The organism is Janthinobacterium tructae (assembly GCF_006517255.1).
Classification (GTDB): Bacteria; Pseudomonadota; Gammaproteobacteria; order Burkholderiales; family Burkholderiaceae_D; genus Janthinobacterium; species Janthinobacterium tructae.
In genome coordinates, this window is the sequence record NZ_CP041185.1 from 2,959,975 (window position 1) to 2,976,318 (window position 16,344).

At 63.2% G+C, this 16,344-nt stretch carries 17 protein-coding genes; 15 read left to right on the forward strand and 2 right to left on the reverse strand.

Annotation, left to right across the window (positions count from 1 at the left end; all coding sequences use genetic code 11):
• The first annotated feature begins 59 nt into the window (after positions 1–59).
• From FJQ89_RS12870 to FJQ89_RS12915, 10 genes are all read left to right on the forward strand, one after another.
• Positions 60–974 (forward strand): MotA/TolQ/ExbB proton channel family protein, encoded by a 915-nt coding sequence (locus FJQ89_RS12870; protein WP_141170456.1) that lies wholly within the window; start codon positions 60–62, stop codon positions 972–974.
• Between the two features lie 5 nt (positions 975–979).
• Positions 980–1,408: an ExbD/TolR family protein gene (locus tag FJQ89_RS12875; protein ID WP_071075811.1), complete on the forward strand. Its 429-nt coding sequence runs from the start codon at positions 980–982 to the stop codon at positions 1,406–1,408.
• Between the two features lie 105 nt (positions 1,409–1,513).
• Positions 1,514–1,945: an ExbD/TolR family protein gene (locus FJQ89_RS12880; RefSeq protein ID WP_170840419.1), complete on the forward strand. Its 432-nt coding sequence runs from the start codon at positions 1,514–1,516 to the stop codon at positions 1,943–1,945.
• A gap of 78 nt (positions 1,946–2,023) precedes the next feature.
• The gene (locus tag FJQ89_RS12885; protein ID WP_141170457.1) at positions 2,024–3,235 is read left to right on the forward strand and encodes a tetratricopeptide repeat protein; all 1,212 of its coding nucleotides are present in this window, start codon (positions 2,024–2,026) and stop codon (positions 3,233–3,235) included.
• A 283-nt stretch (positions 3,236–3,518) separates the two neighbouring features.
• Positions 3,519–4,490, forward strand: a complete 972-nt coding sequence (locus tag FJQ89_RS12890) for a bifunctional riboflavin kinase/FAD synthetase (RefSeq protein ID WP_141170458.1) — start codon at positions 3,519–3,521, stop codon at positions 4,488–4,490.
• Between the two features lie 81 nt (positions 4,491–4,571).
• Positions 4,572–7,472, forward strand: a complete 2,901-nt coding sequence (ileS, locus tag FJQ89_RS12895; RefSeq protein ID WP_141170459.1) for an isoleucine--tRNA ligase — start codon at positions 4,572–4,574, stop codon at positions 7,470–7,472.
• Positions 7,473–7,556: 84 nt separating this feature from the next.
• The gene (lspA, locus tag FJQ89_RS12900) at positions 7,557–8,066 is read left to right on the forward strand and encodes a signal peptidase II (protein WP_099762453.1); all 510 of its coding nucleotides are present in this window, start codon (positions 7,557–7,559) and stop codon (positions 8,064–8,066) included.
• Positions 8,067–8,083: 17 nt separating this feature from the next.
• A complete protein-coding gene (gene coaBC / locus FJQ89_RS12905) occupies positions 8,084–9,304 on the forward strand; it encodes a bifunctional phosphopantothenoylcysteine decarboxylase/phosphopantothenate--cysteine ligase CoaBC (protein WP_141170460.1) in 1,221 nt (406 codons plus the stop codon).
• A gap of 19 nt (positions 9,305–9,323) precedes the next feature.
• On the forward strand, positions 9,324–9,773 hold the full coding sequence (gene dut, locus FJQ89_RS12910) for a dUTP diphosphatase (RefSeq protein WP_099762451.1): 450 nt from the start codon (positions 9,324–9,326) through the stop codon (positions 9,771–9,773).
• 10 nt (positions 9,774–9,783) lie between these two features.
• Positions 9,784–10,887, forward strand: a complete 1,104-nt coding sequence (locus tag FJQ89_RS12915) for a M48 family metallopeptidase (protein WP_141170461.1) — start codon at positions 9,784–9,786, stop codon at positions 10,885–10,887.
• Between the two features lie 158 nt (positions 10,888–11,045).
• On the opposite strand, the gene FJQ89_RS28060 is transcribed toward FJQ89_RS12915, so the two are convergent.
• The gene (locus tag FJQ89_RS28060) at positions 11,046–11,186 is read right to left on the reverse strand and encodes a hypothetical protein (protein ID WP_162835767.1); all 141 of its coding nucleotides are present in this window, start codon (positions 11,184–11,186) and stop codon (positions 11,046–11,048) included.
• 98 nt (positions 11,187–11,284) lie between these two features.
• Between FJQ89_RS28060 and FJQ89_RS12920 the strand changes: the two genes are divergently transcribed.
• From FJQ89_RS12920 to FJQ89_RS12940, 5 genes are all read left to right on the forward strand, one after another.
• Complete coding sequence (locus FJQ89_RS12920; RefSeq protein ID WP_141170462.1) at positions 11,285–12,292, forward strand: XdhC family protein; 1,008 nt, start codon at positions 11,285–11,287, stop codon at positions 12,290–12,292.
• 68 nt (positions 12,293–12,360) lie between these two features.
• Positions 12,361–13,278, forward strand: coding sequence for a DNA-3-methyladenine glycosylase 2 (locus FJQ89_RS12925; protein WP_141170463.1), 918 nt, complete (start codon positions 12,361–12,363; stop codon positions 13,276–13,278).
• Between the two features lie 57 nt (positions 13,279–13,335).
• Entirely contained in the window at positions 13,336–13,716 is a 381-nt protein-coding gene (locus FJQ89_RS12930) for a COG4315 family predicted lipoprotein (protein ID WP_141170464.1), read from the forward strand.
• A gap of 19 nt (positions 13,717–13,735) precedes the next feature.
• Entirely contained in the window at positions 13,736–14,263 is a 528-nt protein-coding gene (locus tag FJQ89_RS12935) for an RNA polymerase sigma factor (protein ID WP_141170465.1), read from the forward strand.
• On the forward strand, positions 14,260–15,057 hold the full coding sequence (locus FJQ89_RS12940; RefSeq protein ID WP_141170466.1) for an anti-sigma factor family protein: 798 nt from the start codon (positions 14,260–14,262) through the stop codon (positions 15,055–15,057). Before FJQ89_RS12935 ends, FJQ89_RS12940 begins: the two co-directional genes overlap by 4 nt.
• Here FJQ89_RS12940 and FJQ89_RS12945 read toward each other — a convergent pair.
• A complete protein-coding gene (locus FJQ89_RS12945; protein WP_141170467.1) occupies positions 15,054–16,271 on the reverse strand; it encodes an MFS transporter in 1,218 nt (405 codons plus the stop codon). The genes FJQ89_RS12940 and FJQ89_RS12945 overlap by 4 nt on opposite strands.
• Positions 16,272–16,344: the final 73 nt, after the last annotated feature.

A 16,344-nucleotide genomic window follows, 5' to 3' on the forward strand; every position in this document is an offset into this window, starting at 1 on the left:
CACCATGATTTCGTTGTCATTACGTTCAGCGATCTGTTATTTTTAATTTTGGAGGAAGCATGTTTAAGAATACCCGTTTGTCCGCATTTTTTGCCGCGGTTCTGTTGTCCGTCACCGCTACTACCGCTCTGGTAGCAGCTCCGGCATTCGCTGACGCGCCAGCATCGGCTGCCGCCTCGGCTCCTGCGGCAGACGCTGCACCTGCACCAGCACCAGTTGCCGCAGATGCCGCCGCTCCAGCAGCAGACGCAGCAGCTCCAGCCAAAACCGAAGAAGTGCACAACCCGTTCGGCCTGTCCGCAGTCTGGGACGGCGGCTTCGTGCCACGCGCTACCCTGATCATCCTGTCCATCATGTCGATCGGCAGCTGGTACATCATCATCACCAAGCTGCTGGATCAAATGAAGATCTTCAAGCAAGCCAAAGAAGCCGCTTCCAAATTCTGGAAAGCTCCTTCGATCGCTGCTGGTTCGGCAACCTTGAGCGAAGGCTCGCCATTCCGCTTTATCGCTGAATCGGGCACCAAGGCAACCGCGCACCATGACGGCGCCCTGCTGGAACAAATCGATCTGTCGACCTGGGTGACGATGTCGATCCAGCGCGCTTCGGACAAAGTCCAATCGCGTCTGCAAGATGGCCTGTCGTTCCTGGCAACCGTTGGTTCGACCGCACCGTTTATCGGTCTGTTCGGTACCGTCTGGGGTATTTACGGCGCGCTGACCGCTATCGGCATGACCGGTAACGCATCGATCGATAAAGTGGCTGGCCCAGTTGGTGAAGCACTGATCATGACCGCATTCGGTCTGCTGGTCGCCGTTCCTGCCGTTCTGGGTTACAACTGGCTGGTGCGTCGTAACAAATCCGCAATGGAAGACATCCGCTCGTTCAGCGCCGACGTTCACTCGGTACTGATCTCCGGCGCCATGTCGACCAGCGAAGCTGGCCGTGCTGCCGGCGCTAAAAAGATCGGATAAGAATCATGTCGATGTCCGTCGGCTCCGACAGCGGAGATGAAGATCAAGTAATGTCAGAAATCAACACGACGCCGCTCGTCGACATCATGTTGGTTTTGCTGATCATTTTCTTGATTACGAGTCCAGTTGTCCTCAAGCTGCAGAAAATCGATCTGCCGATTGAGGCCAATCAAGCCCTGCAAACCAAGCCAGAGAACGTTAATATCGTTGTTAACAAGGATGGCGAGATTTACCTGGGCCAGACCAGACTGAAAGACACGAACGAACTGTTCGATTATCTTAAAGTTGAAGCAGTGAAAGTACCGCAGCCGGAAGTACACGTTCGTGGCGACCAAGAAACACGCTACGAATCGATCGGCCGGGTTATTTACACGACCCAACGTGCCGGGATCCAGAAGGTCGGCTTCATCACCGAACCACCTGACAAGGGCTGATAGCGGCTGGCAGCGGCGTCCCTGCAACAGGGGGATGCCACTGCCGGAAGCTGACCGGGCGGCAGTTTCGCCCGGTGCTTCGTTGGACTTCTTAAAGGAAACACTATGAGTATGAATGTCGGTTCGGGAAGCGCAGCAGGCGCGGATCCGGAACCAATGATGGAACTGAACATGACGCCCCTCATCGACGTGATGCTGGTGCTGATTATCATGTTGATCATCACGATTCCTAAGCAAAACCACTCGGTGAACCTGAACATGCCGGTCGGCACCCCGCCGCCACCGACAACCGAACCAGTGGTCGTCACGATCGATGTCGATTTTGATGGCACTATCTTGTGGGACAATCAGGTCGTACCTGATCGTAATACGCTGGAAGCCAAGCTGAGCAACGTTGCTGCGCAAGCAGACCAGCCAGAAGTGCATCTGCGTCCTAACAAGCTGGTGGAATACAAAGTCGTCGCCGGTGTGATGGCGTCGGCGCAGCGTCTGGGCGTGACCAAAATCGGTCTGGTCGGCAACGAGCAATTCCAGTAAGCTGTAGCAATCAGGTTATCTTTACATCCGAATAGGCAGGACTTCCTGCCTATTCGCTTTTTACTGAAAGACTTTCTTATGTCCAAGTTTCGTCTCGCTCATCTCGGCCTCGTCATGGCCGCTATCGGTTTTACCGCAGCAACTCCCGTAATCGGCCTGGGCTCGCTGGCATACGCCGCGGACACCGTGCGTGCCGAAGTGGGCAAGCCACTGCAAGAAGCGCAAAAACTCGCTAGCAGCGGCAAAAACAAGGAAGCGCTGGCCAAGCTGCGCGAAGCTGACAGCGTCGGCGGCAAAACCGCCTTTGAAAGCTACCAGATCGAGCGCGTACGCGCCTCGGCCGCTGCTGCCGCCGGCGATAACGGCACCGCCATCAAGGCTTTCGAAGCCGTCATCAATTCCGGCCGCCTGAGCGCCGCCGAAGCCCCCAAATTCACGCAAGCGCTGGCAGGCATGTACTACCGCGCCAAGGACTGGCCGAACACCATCACCTGGATCAAACGCTCGCTGAAAGACCGCGAAGATCCACAGATGCGCGAACTGCTGATCCAGACCTACTACGTCAGCGGCAACTACGCCGAAGCGGCCAAGGAACTGCAATCGCGCGGCGGCAACTCGGAAGCGAGCCTGCAAATGCTGGCCAACATCCAGTTGAAGCAAAACGACAAGGCCGGCTATGTGGCCACCCTGGAAAAACTGGCATCGAGCTATCCGAAGACCAGCTACTGGGCCGACCTGCTGAACCGCGTTTCGGGCAAACCTGGCTTCTCGCAACGCCTGAGCCTGGACGTCCAGCGCCTGCGCCTGGCCAACGGCCTGTTCACCAAGCCGTCCGAATACATGGAAATCAGCCAGCTGGCCCTGCAAGCAGGCAATCCAGGTGAAGCATTGAGCATCATCGAGCAGGGCTACAAAAAAGGCGTGCTGGGCACCGGCGCCGACGCACCGCGTCACCAGCGCCTGAAAGACCTGGCCCTGAAAACCCAGGCCGACCTGAAAGCCAGCGCCGCCAAGTCGGAAGCCGAATACGTCAAGAACAAGGACGCCGACAGCTTGAGCAAGCTGGGCTTCGCCCTGGTCTACGATGGCCAGGCCGACAAAGGCCTGGGCTTGATGAACGACGCCGTGAAACTGGGCACCGCCAAGTATCCGGAAGAAGCCAAGCTGCATCTGGGCATCGCCTACATGCACGCCGGCAAGAAGGCCAATGCCACGACGGCGTTCAAGGCCGTCAAGGGCACGGATGGCGCGGCGGACCTGGCCCGTTACTGGACCCTCATGAACAAGTAATTGACATCGAACCCAAGCTACTGCGCGTCGCGCTTTGCGGCCTGTGATGCTCACCGTACTCACGTACGGTTGCGCTTCTTGGCCACAAATCACTGCCGCTCGCTACGCTTGGGTTCGACGTTGAGAGTGTATTGAATCAATACTAAAGCGTTGCCAGCACACCCGCCGGCAACGCTTTTTGTTATTTCAGCAGTGAAATTCGCCCTGCGCCAGCCCTGCCGGGTGTGCATCCCTGAAACAGTCCGTATAATCCCCCTTTTGGCACAGTTTTCATCAGATTCCTATGAAGGTATTCCGCGGACTTCCCAATGCCCAGGCACGAGCGCCTTGCGCTCTGACCATCGGCAATTTTGACGGTGTCCACATCGGCCATCAGGCCTTGCTGGCGCGCGTGCGCGGCGCTGCGACCGAACTCGGCATTGAAGCGGCCGTGATGACGTTCGAACCGCATCCGCGCGAATTCTTCGCGCAGCGCGCGGGCGACCTGTCCAAAGCCCCGCAGCGCATCGCCAACCTGCGCGACAAGCTGCAATCGCTGGACGATGCCGGCATCGACAGAGTCGTCGTCGAGCACTTCAGCGCGCAATTCGCCGCCTTGACGCCGCAGGAATTCACGCAAAAAGTCCTCGTCGACGGCTTGCACGTGAAATGGCTGATGGTCGGCGACGATTTCTGCTATGGCGCCCGGCGCGCCGGCGACGTCGCCATGCTGCAGGAAGCGGGCCGCGAATACGGTTTCCATGTAGAGACATTACCTACCGTCATGAATGGCAGCACGCGCATCTCGTCGTCCGCCGTGCGCCTGGCACTGGCCGCCGGCGATTTCCCGCTGGCCACGCAGTTGCTGGGCCACCCGTACGCCATTTCCGGTCATGTGATCCACGGCCAGAAGCTGGGCCGCACCCTGGGTTTTCCCACCCTGAACCTGCGCGTGGCGCACCGCCCCGCCCTGTCCGGCATCTTCATCGTGCAAGTGCACGGCCTGGCCTCAACGCCGCTGCCCGCCGTGGCCAGCCTGGGCGTGCGCCCTACCGTCGACGACAGCGGCCGCGTCTTGCTGGAAGTACATCTGTTTAATTTCAATCAATCCTGTTACGGCAAGCTGGTACGCGTGGAGTTTTTGCAAAAGCTGCGCGACGAAGAAAAGTATGACGACTTGCCAACCCTGACGGCCGCCATCGAGCGCGACTCGAACCAGGCGCGCGCCTATTTTGAGCAACGCAGCGGTGCCATTACCGCTACCGACCGAATTTGACGCCGGCCAACTCCGCCGCCTGGCGGCACCTGCCGCCGCAAACCCGCTACAAAAATAGACTCCATACCATTAAAGAAGATTATGTCCGATCAAAACAAGCCAGCCACGCCCAAGCAGAACAAGAAGCCTGAAAGCAAATACCCGGTCAACATGACGGAAACCCCGTTCCCGATGCGCGGCGACATGGCCAAGCGCGAACCGCAATGGGTACAGCAATGGCAAGACAAGAAAATTTACGAGCGCGTGCGCAAGGCAGCAGCCGGCCGTCCGAAATTCATCCTGCATGACGGTCCGCCGTACGCGAATGGCGACATCCACCTGGGCCACGCCGTCAACAAGATCCTCAAGGACATGGTCGTCAAATCGCGCTCGCTGGCCGGCTTCGACGCGCCGTATGTACCGGGCTGGGATTGCCACGGCATGCCGATCGAGATCCAGATCGAAAAACTGCACGGCAAGAACCTGCCGACGGCCGAAGTGCTGGAAAAGGCCCGCGCCTACGCCAACGTGCAGGTCGAGCGCCAGAAGAAGGATTTCATCCGCCTGGGCGTGCTGGGCGAGTGGGACAACCCGTACCTGACCATGGCGCACGGCAATGAAGCCGACGAATTGCGCGCGCTGGGCAAGCTGCTGGAAAAAGGCTATGTCTACCGTGGCCTGAAACCGGTCAACTGGTGTTTTGATTGCCAGTCGGCGCTGGCCGAGGCGGAAGTGGAATACGCGGAAAAACGCGACCCGGCCATCGACGTCGGCTTCAAGTTCGCCGAGCCGGCCAAGCTGGCGGCCGCCTTCGGCTTGCCTGCCCTGCCGACCGATAACGGTTTCATCGTCATCTGGACCACCACGCCGTGGACCATCCCGTCGAACCAGGCGCTGAACGTGCACCCGGAAGTCAAGTACGCGCTGGTGAAAACCGAACGCGATGGCCAGCCATTGCTGCTGATCCTGGCGCAAGACCTGGTCGTGGCCAGCCTGGCGCGCTTCAAGCTCGAAGGCACGACGATCGCCACCTGCGACGGCGCGGCCCTGGCCGGCATCAGCTTCCGCCATCCGCTGCATGCGGCCGACGCCTTCTACGACCGCCTGTCACCGTTGTACCTGGCCGAATACGTGACCACGGAAAGCGGCACGGGCGTGGTGCACTCGGCGCCAGCCTACGGCCTGGACGACTTCATCTCGTGCAAGGCGCACGGCATGAAGGACGACGACATCATCAAGCCCGTGATGGGCGACGGCAAGTTCGCCTCGACCCTGCCCCTGTTCGGCGGCATGACCATCTGGGAAGCGTCGAAACCGATCTGCAATGCCCTGAAAGAAGCGGGCGCCTTGTTCGAAGTCAAGATGTTCGACCACAGCTATATGCACTGCTGGCGTCATAAGACGCCGATCATCTACCGCGCCACCTCGCAGTGGTTTGCCGGCATGGACGTGACACCGAAAGACGGCGGCGCGACCCTGCGCGAGACGGCCTTGAAAGGCATCGCCGACACCGAGTTCTTCCCGGACTGGGGCCAGGCGCGCCTGCACGGCATGATCGCCAACCGTCCCGACTGGACCTTGTCGCGCCAGCGCCAGTGGGGCGTGCCGATGGCCTTCATCGTGCACAAGGAAACGGGCGACCTGCATCCGCGCACGCCGGAACTGCTGGAGCAAGTGGCCAAGCTGATCGAAAAAGACGGCATCGAGGCATGGCAGTCGCTGGACTTGAAAGACCTGATCGGCGACGAAGCGTCCATCTACGCCAAGAACAAGGACACGCTGGACGTATGGTTCGATTCCGGCGCCACGCACCAGACGGTATTGGGCGGCCCGCAAGGCCATGGCTCGCACTCGACGCAGCTGCAATTCCCGGCCGACTTGTACCTGGAAGGCTCGGACCAGCATCGCGGCTGGTTCCACTCGTCGCTGCTGGTGTCGTCGATGCTGAACGGCCATCCGCCGTATAAAGCCCTGCTGACGCACGGCTTCACGGTCGACGGCGAAGGCAAGAAGATGTCCAAGTCACTGGGCAACACGCTGGCGCCGCAAAAGATCTCGGACACCCTGGGCGCCGACATCCTGCGCCTGTGGATCGCCTCGACCGACTACACGGGCGAGCTGTCGATCTCCGACGAGATCCTGAAACGCGTGACGGAATCGTACCGCCGCATCCGCAACACCCTGCGCTTCCTGCTGGCCAATACCTCGGACTTCAATCCGGCCACGGATGCCGTGCCGGTGGCGGAGATGCTCGAAATCGACCGCTATGCGCTGGCCAACATGGCATCGCTGCAGCAGCAGATCGAAAACAACTACGCGCGCTACGAGTTCCACCCGGTGGTGTCGAAGCTGCAGACGTACTGCTCGGAAGACCTGGGTGGCTTCTACCTGGACATTCTGAAGGACCGTTTGTACACCTCCGGCCTGAGCTCGCACGCGCGCCGTTCGGCGCAAACGGCCCTGTGGCATATCACGCAAAGCCTGCTGCGCCTGATGGCTCCGGCCCTGTCGTTCACGGCCGAAGAAGCATGGGCCGTCTTCGCCGGAACGGAAGCATATGCCGCCAGCGATGAAACCATCTTCACGCAAACCTGGTGGCAGCTGCCGGAAGTGTCGGACGCGGCCGACCTGCTGCAGAAATACACGGCCTTGCGCGCCGTGCGCACGGACGTCACAAAACAGCTGGAAGACTTGCGTACCTCGGGCGCCATCGGCTCCTCGCTGCAGGCGGAATTGACGATCAAGGCCGCGCCGATGAAGTACAAGCTGTTGACCACCCTGGGCGACGACTTGAAATTCGTCTTCATCACCTCGCAGGCCACCGTGGCCGAAGTGGCCGACGAAGCGGCAGAGGAAGTGGTCGTGGCCGCGTCGACGGCGCCGAAGTGCGAGCGCTGCTGGCACTACCGCAGCGACGTGGGCACGGATGCCGCGCATGCCACCCTGTGCGGCCGCTGCGTCAGCAACCTGTTTGGTGCGGGCGAGAAACGCCGCTTCGCCTAAAAACGGTGCGGGACAGGTTCCCGCACCGCTTCCCACCGCCGCTGCCCGCAAGAGTAGCGGCGGCTTTATCTTCCCTGGAAAAATATGGCCACTAAAAACCGTTTTTCATCGAAATCGTCCTCCTCAGCGTCGCTGGTACCCTGGCTGGGCATTGCCGCCATCGTCATCCTGTTCGACCAGATCACCAAGATCACGATCCTGAAGACCTTCCGCTATGCGCAGGAGATGGTCATCACCTCGTATTTCAACCTGGTGCTCGCGTATAACAAGGGCGCCGCGTTCAGCTTCCTGTCCGACCAGGGCGGCTGGCAGCGCTATTTCTTCACCGCCATCGCCCTCGTGGCGGCCGTCTACATCATCTATCTGCTGAAAAAGCACGCCGGCCAGCGCATGTTCTGCTGGGCCCTGGCGCTGATCCTGGGCGGCGCGCTGGGCAACGCCATCGACCGCCTGATGTACGGCCACGTGGTCGACTTCCTCGACTTCCACTGGAAAAGCTGGGGCCACTTCCCCGCCTTCAACATCGCCGACAGCGCCATCTGCATCGGCGCGGCCCTGTTCATCATCGATGAGCTGCGCCGGGTAAACAAATAAACACGCAGGAGAACGGCATGGAATTGTCCAGCAAAAAAATCGTCCTGGGACTCTCAGGCGGCGTCGCCTGCTACAAGGCGGCGGAGCTGTGCCGCGCCCTGACCAAGTCTGGCGCCTCTGTGCAGGTGGTGATGACGGATGCGGCCAGCCACTTCATCACGGCCGTGACGATGCAGGCCCTGTCCGGCCACCCCGTGCACACCAGCCAGTGGGATGCGCGCATCGATAACAACATGGCGCATATCGATTTGACGCGCCATGCGGACGCCATCCTGATCGCGCCGTGTTCGGCCGATTTTCTGCGCAAACTCGCGCACGGCGTGTGCGACGACCTGCTCTCGACCCTGTGCCTGGCCCGTCCGGCCCACCTGCCCCTGCTGGTGGCGCCGGCCATGAACGTGGAAATGTGGCAGAACCCCGCCACGCAGCGCAATGTGCAGCAGCTGCGCGACGACGGCATCAAGCTGTTCGGCCCTGCGGCGGGCGAACAGGCGTGCGGCGAAACGGGACTGGGCCGCATGCTGGAACCGGAACAGCTGTTGACGGAGCTGATCGCCGCCTTTCAGCCGAAAGTCCTGGCGGGCAGGCGCGTGCTGGTCACGGCCGGTCCAACTTTTGAAGCCATCGACCCCGTGCGCGGCATCACCAATCTGTCTTCGGGCAAGATGGGCTATGCGGTGGCGCGCGCGGCGCGCGAAGCGGGCGCCGAAGTGCTGCTCATTTCCGGCCCGACGGCCCTGGACGCGCCCTTCGGCGTGCGCCGCATCGACGTGCAAAGCGCGCAGCAGATGCACGATGCGGTACTGGCCCACGTCGATGGCCAGCATGTCTTCGTCGCCGTGGCAGCCGTGGCCGACTGGCGCGTCGCCAACGCCAGCGACCAGAAGATGAAAAAGCAGGCCGACGGCTCCGTGCCCGAACTGCAGTTCGTGCAAAATCCCGACATCCTCGCCACTGTGGCGGCACGCACCAACCTGGCTGGCTATCCCTACTGCGTCGGCTTTGCCGCCGAATCGGAAAACCTGGTGGAATTCGGCTCGACCAAGCGCGAGAAAAAAGGCATTCCTCTGCTGGTCGGCAATATCGGCCAGAACACGTTTGGCCAGGACGACAACACCATCATCCTGTTCGATGAAGAAGGCCATACCGTGCTGCCGCGCGCCTCGAAACTGAACCTGGCGCGCCAGCTGATTTCGGAAATCTCGAAGCGGCTGGCCAAAAATTCGCTGCTCAAATAACCCTTTACGTTTTAAATTAATGAAAAATATCGACATCAAGATCCTCGACGCCCGCATGCAGGAACTGCTGCCGGCCTACGCCACCCCGGGCAGCGCCGGCCTGGACCTGCGCGCCTGCATAGACGAAGCCATCACCATCGAAGCGGGCCAGACGGTGCTCATTCCCACCGGCCTGGCCATCCACATCGGCGACCCGTCGTATGCGGCCATGATTTTGCCGCGCAGCGGCATGGGCCATAAAAACGGCATCGTCCTGGGGAATCTGGTAGGCTTGATCGATTCCGATTACCAGGGCCAGCTGATGGTATCGACCTGGAACCGGGGCCAGAGCGCTTTCACGCTCAATCCCATGGAACGCCTGGCGCAGCTGATTATCGTGCCGGTACTGCAAGTGGGCTTTAACGTCGTCGAGGAATTCGGCGACAGCGAACGCGGTGTTGGCGGTTTCGGCAGCACCGGAAAACATTAAGGAATTTCTTATGCCAGGTTTCCGCCATCTGATCTCAGCCCCGACTTCGCTGCGCCGATTGGCTACTCCCCTCCTGCTGGCCAGTGCGGCCATCCTCGCCGGCTGCACCACGCCGGCAACGAATGTCAGCGGTCCGTTCAATATCGTGCCGGCGCCCGATGCGCCCGCGCCGACGGCGCAACAGAAGGCGGCGCAGGAAGAACTGGTGAAGATGGTGGCGCTGCAGGACCGCCTGTCGAAAGTCTCGGCGCCCCTGCTGATCAACAATGCGGACCTGTGCAAGACGTATGCACGCAACCTGCTGGGCTTCACGGCGCAGAACAAGTATTCCTACCCTGGCATCTATGCCGATGCGGCGCAGGCAGCCCTCGGCTATGGCGAACAGATGCAGGTCTCGGGCGTGCTGCCTGGCAGCGGCGCCGCGCGCGCAGGATTGCGCAAGGGCGACGGCTTGCTGGCCGCGGAAGGCAAGCCGCTGCCGGCCGGTCCCAAGGCGGAAGGCCCGTTCGCCGCCATCGTCGGCCCGCTGGCCTCGAAGAGCGCCAGCCTGAACATGACCATCGCCCGCGACGGCCAGCCGCAGGACCTGAAAATTCCCGTCACGCGCGCCTGCGCCTTCCGCGTCGCCCTGGGCAATGCGGACAATGTCAACGCGTATTCGGACGGCGCGCGCATCATGCTCACGCGCGGCATGGTGAATGCGGCGCAAAACGACGAAGGCATCGCCTTCGTGATCGCCCGTGAAATGGCGCACAACATCCTCGACCATGCGCGCAGCCAGCGCACGGCCGGTACGGCCGGCAGCATCATCGACAGCCTGGGCGCCGTGCAGCCCGACGTATCGATGCTGACGGGCGCCGCCGGCATCAAGGCCATGCCGCAGGAGCTCGACGTACAAGCCGATACCCTGGCCATCTACCTGCTGGCGCGTGCCGGCTACAACGTCGACAACGCCGCCCGCTTCTGGCAGCGCCTGGCCACGCAAGTGCCGGCGACAGTCGCCAACGGCTACACGGCCCTGCATCCGGGTACCAACTCACGCATGGCGGCCATCAACCGCGCCGTCACCGACGTGCGCGCCAAGCAGGCGGCAAAGAAGCCGCTCAAGCCTTAGAACGCCTACCATAACCTACTGCGCGTCGCGCTTTGCGGTCTGCGATGCTCACTGCCTCGGCGGCCCCGTGCCAAGCACAGTTGCGCTTCTCGGCCACAAATCGCTGCCGCTCGCTACGGTTCTGTTAGACGTTCTTCAACCTGATGCAGCAGATTTGGTCAGGCGCCCGGGAAGTTGGGGAAGTAGGTGCCCATGATCCATGTGAGGGCGCCGCAGAACACCACGGCCAGAAACAGGACGATGAGCAGCTTGCCGAACTTGGGAATACCCTCTTCTTGCGTCTTGACTTCATTTGACATGAAAATTCTCCGCAGGGTGGTGGAGCAGGTAGTATATCCACAATCTTGAATACTTTTCCAGACTTTGCCGCAAACATGCGGCATCACTCCCGCCTCCCATGGACAGCATCGACCTTGAAGTTCTGAAAACCAGCGCCGCCTGGCTCGCTGCCGGCCACCGCTGCGAACTCGTCACCGTCATCAAGACCTGGGGTTCCAGCCCCCGCCCCGTGGGCGCCACGCTGGCCATCTGCGACGATGGCACGGTGGTCGGTTCCGTTTCCGGTGGCTGTATCGAGGATGACCTGATCGACACCGTCCGCACACACGGCATCGTGCGCACGCAGCCCGAAATCGTCAGCTACGGCATCAGCGCCGACGAGGCGCACCGCTTCGGCCTGCCCTGCGGCGGCACCATCGAACTGGCCATCGAGCCGCTGCATGCGGACAGCCGCGTGGCCGAACTGCTGGCGCGCCTGGAAGCGCATGAACTGGTCGAACGCCAGCTCGACTTGCACAGCGGCGCCGTCACCCTGCGCACCGCCATGCCGGGCGCCGTGCTGGCCCTGGAAAACGCCGTGCTCACCACGCAGCACGGCCCGCGCTGGCGCTTGCTGATCATCGGCGCCAGCCAGCTGTCGCGCTTCGTGGCGCAAATCGCCACGGCCATGGATTACCACGTCATCGTCTGCGACCCGCGCGAAGAATACCGGGGCGGCTGGAACGTGCCGGGCGTGCCCCTGCTGCACGCCATGCCCGACGACCTTGTGCTGGAATTGAAACTCGACAGCCGCAGCGCCGTCGTCGCCCTCACGCACGATCCCAAGCTCGATGACCTGGCCCTGATGGAGGCGTTGAAATCCCCGGCTTTTTATGTCGGCGCCATCGGCTCGCGCGCCAACAATGCCAAGCGCCGCGAGCGGCTGCTGCAGTTCGACGTCAGCGCCGAACAGCTGGCGCGCCTGCACGGCCCCATCGGCCTGTACATCGGCAGCAAGACGCCGGCCGAAATCGCCATTTCCATCCTGGCCGAACTGACGGCCGTCAAAAATGGCGTGCCCGATGCGCTGCAGATCCAGCACGCGGCCGCCTTGACGCCGCCCAATCCGGACCTCTGCGTGCGCTGAAGCCTGAAAGCAAGAAACAAGATGCGCCAGCGGCGCGCCCCTGCTACCTTCCCTAATTTTTGGCCACCATGACCCTGCTGCACTGGACCCTGCCCCTGCCCGCCGGCTACCGCCGCGACGACGTCATCGCCTTCCACAGCCGCGATGGCGAAGCCGTGGCGGAGCAAGTCACGCCGACGGGGCTGCGCAAGGGCATCCTGCTGCGTGGCAGTGCCGTGGTGCTGGATGTAGCGTTCACGGACGCCGCGGCCGTCTGCCGCGCCGAGATCGACGGCAGCGCCAATGGCGATCTGCAAACGCCGCTGCACGGCGCCTTGCTCAACATCCTCGGCCTGCGCATCGACCCGCAGCCATTCGCGCAACTGGCCGCCGGCGACCCGCTGCTGGCGCCTTTGATCCGCCTCAACCCGGGCTTGCGCATCGTGCAATCGGCCAGCCCGTTCGAGGCGCTGACCTGGGCCATCATCGGCCAGCAGATCAACCTGTCGTTCGCCATTTCCCTGCGCCGCACGTTTATTCTGCAGGCGGGACGCCGGCACGGCAGCGGCTTGTGGTGCTACCCGGAGGCACGCGACGTGGCGCGCCTGTCCGTCGAGGATTTGACCAGCCGCAAATTCTCGCGCGCCAAGGCGGACACCGTGCTGCGCCTGGCAAGCCTGGTCGACGCGGGAGCATTGTCGCTGGAACTGCCCCCCTCCGGCGACGTGGCGGCCATTTCGCAGGCGCTGCTGGCCGTGAAGGGCATCGGCCCGTGGACCGTCAACTACGCGCTGCTGCGCGGCTATGGCTATGCCGACTGCTCGCTGCACGGCGACGTGGCCATCCGCGCCGCCCTGCAAAAGCTGCTCGGAGAAGAGAGCAAACCGGACATGGCGCGCACCGAGCAGTGGCTGCGCCAGTACGCGCCGCACCGCACCATGGCCGCCGCCCACCTGTGGGCCAGCCTGCATGCGCCGGGAAAAAATATTTTGCCTGCCCGGGAATAAACGGCAGGCGGCAGGCGTCTATCCCTTGCAAGCCCCAAAAACCTCAAGGAGACCATCATGCGCTTTACTACTTTCGCCGCCACTGCCCTCACCGCCCTGTTGTCCGCCTGGTCCGCCCCGCTGGCTTTCGCCGCCGACGTCATGCCCGCCAACGGCATGCTGGTCAACGCTACAGGCATGACCGTGTACGTGTTCGACAAGGATGTCGCCGACAGCGGCAAGAGCGCCTGCAGCGGCGGCTGCCTGGTGGCCTGGCCCGCCGTCATCGCCACTGACGCGGCGCCCGCCGCCCCGTATGGCAGCATCCAGCGCGAAGACAACGGTGCCATGCAGCTGACCTACAAGGGCAAGCCCCTGTACCTGTACAAGGAAGACAAGAAGCCGGGCGATGTCGCCGGCGACAACTTCAAGAACGTGTGGCACGTCGTCAAGCCGTAAGCACCCTCCCGCCGCCACGATGACCACGCCAGAGGACAGCCGCCAGCTGCAAGCCTGCCTGCCAGGCCTGCGCCGCTATGCGCGTGCGCTGGCAGGCGGACTGCAGGCGGACGACCTGGTGCAGGATACCGTGGAGCGTGCCTGGCGCAAGCTCGATCAGTGGCAGCGCGGCGGCGAGATGCGGCCCTGGCTGTTCTCCATCATGCATAACCTGCACCTGGACCAGCTGCGCCGCCCCGGCCTGGCGCTGCAGGAACTGGACGACGACAGCGTGCTGCCCGCCCCTGAGCGGGCGCCAGGGCAAGCCATCGCCATCGGCGAAATGGATGCGGCGCTGGCCCGCCTGCCGCTGGCGCAGCGCGAAGTGATCCTGCTGGTCGCGCTCGAACAAATGCCGTATGAGCAGGTGGCGGCCACCCTGGACATCCCCGTCGGCACCGTCATGTCGCGCCTGTCGCGCGGACGCGACAAACTGCGCACCCTGCTCGATGGCCGCCCTGCCGGCAGCCAGGGCAGCGGCCCACCCACCCTGAAAGTCGTGAAATGACAACGCAAGCCATCAGCGAAGCGCAATTGCACGCCCTGGCCGACGGCGTCCTGCCGGAAGAGCAGCGCGCGGCCGTCGACGCCTACCTGCGCGCGCATCCCGGGGACGCCGCCAGGGTCGATGCCTGGCGTGAACAGAACCGGCAATTGCACGCGCTGTTCGATTCCGTGCTGGACGAAGCCGTGCCGCCGCACCTTGTGCAGGCAGCATCGCCACCGGCGGCGAACGACGCCTGGCAGCGCCACGCCATGCAGGCGGCGGCAGCCATCGTGCTGGTCATCGCCGGCGGTGCGGGCGGCTGGCTGCTGCGCGGCGATGGCGGCGACACCGGCGACATGCGGACCGCCAGCGCCAGCCCCCTGGCCCTGGCGCGCAGCGCCGCCATCGCCCATGCCGTCTACACGCCCGAGGTGCGCCACCCCGTGGAAGTGGGGGTGGAACAGGAGGCGCACCTGGTGCAATGGCTGTCGAAACGCCTGGGCAGCACCTTGCAGCCGCCCGTGCTGTCGCCGCTCGGCTATCACTTGATCGGCGGACGCCTGCTGCCCGGCGATGGCGACGGCCCCGTGGCGCAATTCATGTACGAAGAAGGCGGCGGCAAGCGCCTGACCCTGTACGTGGCCAGGGAGCGGGCCGGCAAGCAGGAAACGGCCTTTCGCTATACGCAGGAAAAGGACCTGGGCGTGTTTTACTGGATCGATGACCAGATGGGCTACGCCCTCTCGGCCAGGCTGCCGAAAGCCGAGTTGGGCAAGATCGCCGACGCCGTGTATGCGCAACTGGAAAGTCACTAAACAGACGCTTCCATTTTCCGGCATTCTGCAAGCCGTTTCACGCCGCAGCATTGCAGCAGCAACGCTGCGATGGCGACCAGGGCGGCACCGGACGCCAGCAACCACATGGGCCAGTCCAGCAGGAGCAGCACCCCGCCCGTGGCGGCGCCGATGGCGCTGCCCAGGTACAGCGCCGATTCATTGAGGGCGACGGCCAGGTTGCCGTCGCCCTGCTGCGCGCGCACGGCCAGCAACTGCTGGTTCTGCGGCACTTGCAGGGCCCAGCCAGCAGCGCCCCACAACGCAATGGGCGCCAGCATCAGCCAGGCCGACCAGCCGCCCGCCAACGGCAGCGCGCACAGGGCCAGCGCCAGCATCAGCAAGATGAGCCAGGTCAGTTTCGGCGCCGCCACCTTGTCCGCCCATGGCCCCACCAGCACGCTGCCCGCGATGCCGCCCACGCCCCACGCCCACAGGAACGGCGTGGCGGAGATCGCTGCGCCGTGCGCGGACCACGCCAGCAGCGGCGCAATAAACGTGTACATGCCCAGGCTGGCGATGGCCGCCAGCAGGGACACCAGCAGAATGAGCAGCACAGGCCGATCGGCCAGCAAGGCCAGCCTGCGGCGCAGCGACGTGGCCGGTGCGGCCGATGCAGTCGGCAGGGCGGGCAGCTTCCACAGCAAGCCCGCCAATGCCAGCGCGCCAAGCACGGCGACCAGCCACAGGGCCGCCGTCCAGCCCAGCTGCTGCGCCAGCAACAGGCTCACTGGCACGCCCAGCACCGTGCCGCCCGCCATGCCGCCCATGATCACGCCGATGGCCTTGCCCCGCTGCTGCGGCGCCGACACACCCGCCGCCGCCGCGATACCCAGCGCCAGGTAGACACCGGCCCCGATGCCGGCCATGGCCCGCCACGCCAGCAAACTGGCAAATCCGGGCGCCAGCGCGCTGGCCCCGTTCGCCAGCACGAACACGGCCAAGGCGAGCAAGAGGCCGGTGCGTTGCGCGCGCGCCGGCAGCAAGGCCACGACCAGCGGCGAGCCGAGGCCATAGGCCAGGGTAAATGCCGTCACCAGTTGCGCGGCCATCGCCAGCGAGATGGAAAAGGCACTGGCGATCAGCGGCATCAAACCCGCCGTCACATACGAGGCCATGCCCAGCGCGAACGCGCCCACGGCGATCAGGTAGACGGTGAGGGGAAGAACGGCACGGGAGGGAGAAGAGTCAGACATGGGCCAGCTTTCGGGAAGAAAGCTGGCATTCTGGAATACAATATAAACAATTACAATTTAACTGTTTATGCTA

Excerpts from the sequence above, each read along its gene's own strand:
- FJQ89_RS12870 (WP_141170456.1), top strand. The coding sequence starts at position 60 with ATGTTTAAGAATACCCGTTTGTCCGCATTTTTTGCCGCGGTTCTGTTG.
- FJQ89_RS12875 (WP_071075811.1), top strand. The coding sequence starts at position 980 with ATGTCGATGTCCGTCGGCTCCGACAGCGGAGATGAAGATCAAGTAATG.
- FJQ89_RS12880 (WP_170840419.1), top strand. The coding sequence starts at position 1,514 with ATGAGTATGAATGTCGGTTCGGGAAGCGCAGCAGGCGCGGATCCGGAA.
- FJQ89_RS12885 (WP_141170457.1), top strand. The coding sequence starts at position 2,024 with ATGTCCAAGTTTCGTCTCGCTCATCTCGGCCTCGTCATGGCCGCTATC.
- FJQ89_RS12890 (WP_141170458.1), top strand. The coding sequence starts at position 3,519 with ATGAAGGTATTCCGCGGACTTCCCAATGCCCAGGCACGAGCGCCTTGC.
- ileS (WP_141170459.1), top strand. The coding sequence starts at position 4,572 with ATGTCCGATCAAAACAAGCCAGCCACGCCCAAGCAGAACAAGAAGCCT.
- lspA (WP_099762453.1), top strand. The coding sequence starts at position 7,557 with ATGGCCACTAAAAACCGTTTTTCATCGAAATCGTCCTCCTCAGCGTCG.
- coaBC (WP_141170460.1), top strand. The coding sequence starts at position 8,084 with ATGGAATTGTCCAGCAAAAAAATCGTCCTGGGACTCTCAGGCGGCGTC.
- dut (WP_099762451.1), top strand. The coding sequence starts at position 9,324 with ATGAAAAATATCGACATCAAGATCCTCGACGCCCGCATGCAGGAACTG.
- FJQ89_RS12915 (WP_141170461.1), top strand. The coding sequence starts at position 9,784 with ATGCCAGGTTTCCGCCATCTGATCTCAGCCCCGACTTCGCTGCGCCGA.
- FJQ89_RS28060 (WP_162835767.1), bottom strand. The coding sequence starts at position 11,186 with ATGTCAAATGAAGTCAAGACGCAAGAAGAGGGTATTCCCAAGTTCGGC.
- FJQ89_RS12920 (WP_141170462.1), top strand. The coding sequence starts at position 11,285 with ATGGACAGCATCGACCTTGAAGTTCTGAAAACCAGCGCCGCCTGGCTC.
- FJQ89_RS12925 (WP_141170463.1), top strand. The coding sequence starts at position 12,361 with ATGACCCTGCTGCACTGGACCCTGCCCCTGCCCGCCGGCTACCGCCGC.
- FJQ89_RS12930 (WP_141170464.1), top strand. The coding sequence starts at position 13,336 with ATGCGCTTTACTACTTTCGCCGCCACTGCCCTCACCGCCCTGTTGTCC.
- FJQ89_RS12935 (WP_141170465.1), top strand. The coding sequence starts at position 13,736 with ATGACCACGCCAGAGGACAGCCGCCAGCTGCAAGCCTGCCTGCCAGGC.
- FJQ89_RS12940 (WP_141170466.1), top strand. The coding sequence starts at position 14,260 with ATGACAACGCAAGCCATCAGCGAAGCGCAATTGCACGCCCTGGCCGAC.
- FJQ89_RS12945 (WP_141170467.1), bottom strand. The coding sequence starts at position 16,271 with ATGTCTGACTCTTCTCCCTCCCGTGCCGTTCTTCCCCTCACCGTCTAC.